The following is a 2,142-nucleotide window of genomic DNA, read 5'->3' as shown; positions in this document are numbered from 1 at the left end:
GGCCTCTGGCTGTGTTGATCATTACTTCGGCCACCTCGCGCCTCACATCCGGCGCGGCCGTGGGGCCGCCCCGACGCCGTAGGCGCGGCCCCCCGGCCGCGACGGGTTGCCGCAAAGGGCGCGTGGCCGGAGTCTTGATCAAGGCCGCCGCCGACCACCGCCGCTCCATGGCACAGGAGGCCATCGTCGCCCTTCAGTCGGGACTGGGCGGCGCACGCGATCGACCGCGCCGGCCCTCGGTAGCGGAAAGCCTCGCATGGCTTAAAGCCGAGGTCTGGACCTTGCCGGTACTCGATCGGCGCAGTGACGATGAGATTCTGGGCTACAACGCCGATGGCCACTGCGATTGATCTGGTCGTCGATACCAGCGCCCTGACCGCGATCCTGCTCGGGGAACCGGAGGCTGCGGACCTCCTGACCGCGCTGGCTGCTGCTGCCAGGATCGGTCTGTGTGCACCCAACCGCACCGAATTCCTGCTGGTCATCCAGTCGCGGCTGGGCGATGTCGGGGTCGAGCGCGCCAAGCGACTGCTTGCCATGCAGCGCATCGAAACGGTCCCCTTGGACGAGGCCCTGGCCGATGCCGCGGCCCTGGGCTTCCGGCGCTTCGGCAAGGGTCGGCATCCGGCTGGGCTCAACTTTGGCGACATCCTGATCGTCAGCCGCAAGTACGGCCAGACCCCCGAGTGTCCCCGTCGCAACCCGCAGGCGCGCTCCATCACCGAGTTGGAGCATGACGAGGCGGTCCGGCTCGGCCGGCCCGTCCTGCTCTTCGTCATGGGCGAGGACCATCCGGTCAAGGAGCGTGATATCGAACTGGACCCGGACCGGCGCGCCAAGCTGACGGCCTTGCGCGCCCGCGCCCAGCAGTCCGCGCCGGACTCCCGGGTGCACCGGGACTATGCGGCGTTCGACAGCCTCGCGGACTTCAAGGACAAGCTCGCCGCCCCGCTGGCCCGCCTGCGGGAGCACTTGGCGTCCGCCCAGCCCGGCCCCGAGCCCACCCGGGCGCCTGCCGCCCCGGGTCCAGGGCAGCCCGCCATCCCGATGCCGCCCGACCTCTACGCCGAGCCCCCCTACATCGGCCGCGACCAGTTCGTGGGTCGGCAGGCCGAGCTTGCGGCACTGGACGACTGGGCTCAGGCCGCCGACCCCAACAACCTGCTGCTCTTCGACGCCATCGGCGGCAACGGCAAGAGCATGCTCACCTGGCACTGGATCAACCGCCACGCCACCGAGCTGCGCGGCGACTGGGCCGGCCGCTGTTGGTACTCCTTCAAGGTCCTGGTCAGCTCCCGGCTGGTGCCCCAGGTGCTGCTCAATCCCGCTAGCCAGCCCATCCCGAGCGTGCGCCGGCTGCCGCTGCCGGGTCTGCGCCCGGCGGACGCGGAGGCGCTCTTTCGCGCCTGCGGCGTCACCGGCGATGCGCAGGCCATCCGCGACTATCTCACCCGCCACTGCGACAACCACCCGCTGGTGATCGGCGTGCTCGCGGGCCTGGTGCTCGACTATCTGCCGGACCGCGGCAACTTCGATGCCTGGTGCGCGGACCCGGGTCCCCTGGGGGGGCGCGGCTGGACTTGGGCAAACTGGACCTGGTCCAGAGCCGCAACCACATCCTGAAGCACGCCATCGCCGCACCGCCCGAGCACGGGCGCCAGCTCCTGTCCACCCTCGCCCTGGTGGAGCCATTTGCGCTGTGGCGTTTTTCGCAAACGCCGCCGGGCGAGATCAGCTTCAGGCGGGCCTGACGCGCAGGATTTCCGCGCGGGCGCGGGCAAAATCGGGTCGCCGCAGCACCGAAATGAGAAGAGTTCTCAACAACTCGTTGCCGCGGACAGCCGCGCCCGCAGGCGACGCGCCAGCGGCCTGACCGGAAGCGGCGGTGAGGGGCGGGTTAGCCGGTGGCCGGGATGGGCTGGACCAGCGAGCGCATCTGCTCGATGCGACCTTCTTTGACGTGTCCCAGCGCCATGGCCATCATGACGGCAAGGGCCAGGCCGACCCGGGTTTGCATCTTCGCCAGGCCGCGGATGAAATGCCGCTCGAAGCCGAAGCTGTTGTCGATGCGGTTATTGATCCGCTCCAGGGCGCTACGCCGGTGGTAACCGCGGTGCCAACTGGGGCTGCCATGCGGGGTCG

General features: G+C 69.9%; 3 protein-coding genes and 1 pseudogene. 3 read left to right on the top strand and 1 reads right to left on the bottom strand.

The window, feature by feature from the left end:
- From QZY48_RS20955 to QZY48_RS20945, 3 genes are all read left to right on the top strand, one after another.
- The coding region (locus QZY48_RS20955; protein WP_295434807.1) for a hypothetical protein at nt 1–350 on the top strand (350 nt) is incomplete at its 5' end.
- Nucleotides 334–1,623, top strand: coding sequence for a type II toxin-antitoxin system VapC family toxin (locus QZY48_RS20950; protein WP_295434805.1), 1,290 nt, complete (start codon nt 334–336; stop codon nt 1,621–1,623). The genes QZY48_RS20955 and QZY48_RS20950, both read left to right, overlap by 17 nt.
- Nucleotides 1,581–1,751: a hypothetical protein gene (locus tag QZY48_RS20945; RefSeq protein WP_295434803.1), complete on the top strand. Its 171-nt coding sequence runs from the start codon at nt 1,581–1,583 to the stop codon at nt 1,749–1,751. Before QZY48_RS20950 ends, QZY48_RS20945 begins: the two co-directional genes overlap by 43 nt.
- 146 nt (nt 1,752–1,897) lie before the next feature.
- Here the strand turns inward: QZY48_RS20945 and QZY48_RS20940 are convergent.
- Nucleotides 1,898–2,142: pseudogene (locus QZY48_RS20940) on the bottom strand (transposase); the annotation flags it as partial.

This window comes from uncultured Thiodictyon sp., from assembly GCF_903828115.1.
Classification (GTDB): Bacteria; Pseudomonadota; Gammaproteobacteria; order Chromatiales; family Chromatiaceae; genus Thiodictyon.
The sequence above is the reverse complement of the archived record's forward strand: the minus strand, read 5'-3'. Positions and strand labels throughout refer to the sequence as shown.